The sequence below is a fragment of the Oleiphilus sp. HI0067 genome (genome assembly GCF_001635735.1).
Genome location: NZ_LWFI01001349.1, coordinates 1 through 893, shown reverse-complemented (window position 1 = coordinate 893; position 893 = coordinate 1). Strand labels below are relative to the sequence as shown.

1 protein-coding gene is annotated in these 893 nt (G+C 45.0%); it reads left to right on the top strand.

The annotated features are described in order from the left end of the window. Window positions 1-88: 88 nt before the first annotated feature. The coding region (gene purU / locus A3739_RS21410) for a formyltetrahydrofolate deformylase (RefSeq protein ID WP_068502705.1) at window positions 89-893 on the top strand (805 nt) is incomplete at its 3' end.

Sequence of the window (893 nt, the reverse complement as noted above, 5' to 3'; positions counted from 1 at the left end):
TATCTGTGCAGCAAGAACGAGCGAGTTGCTTGGTCAATAGTTGCGTTTGCTCTGCTCGGTTTAAGCCGACTGTATTGGAATTGAAGTAATGGAAAGAACCTATCGTTTAGTTGTTTCGTGTCCTGATCGAACCGGGATTGTCGCAAAAGTGAGTAACTTTTTAGCGACATACAATGGTTGGATTACTGAGGCGAGTTATCACGCGGATCAAAAGAACGGTTGGTTCTTTATGCGTAACGAGATTAAGGCAAGTTCTCTGCCTTTTGATCTGGAAGGCTTTAAAGCGGCGTTTGCGCCGATTGCAAATGAGTTTTCGATGAAGTGGTCCGTTGCTGATTCGCATCAAAAGCCGAAAGTTGTTTTGATGGCTTCAAAGGAATCGCATTGTTTGGCTGATCTTCTGCATCGTTGGCATAGTGGTGAGTTGAACATAGATATTGTTGCTGTGATCGCGAACCATGAAGATTTGCGTCGGATGGTTGAATGGCACGAGATTCCATACCACTACGTTCCTGTCACAAAAGAAACAAAACCGCAGGCATTTAAGCAAATCGAAGAGTTGGTCGATTCTTACGAAACGGATTTAGTCGTGCTTGCGCGTTATATGCAGATACTACCTCCAGATTTGTGTGAGCGTTATGAGGGAAGGGTGATTAATATTCACCATAGTTTCTTGCCAAGTTTCGCGGGTGCAAAACCTTATCATCAGGCTTATGATCGTGGTGTGAAGTTGATCGGCGCAACGTGTCATTACGTGACGCAAGATCTCGATGAGGGGCCGATTATTGATCAGGATGTGATTCGTATTAATCACAGTGANACGATCGAAGATATGGTNCGCCTAGGCAAGGATGCAGAGAAGACTGTGTTGGCGCGTGGCTTGCGATTGCATA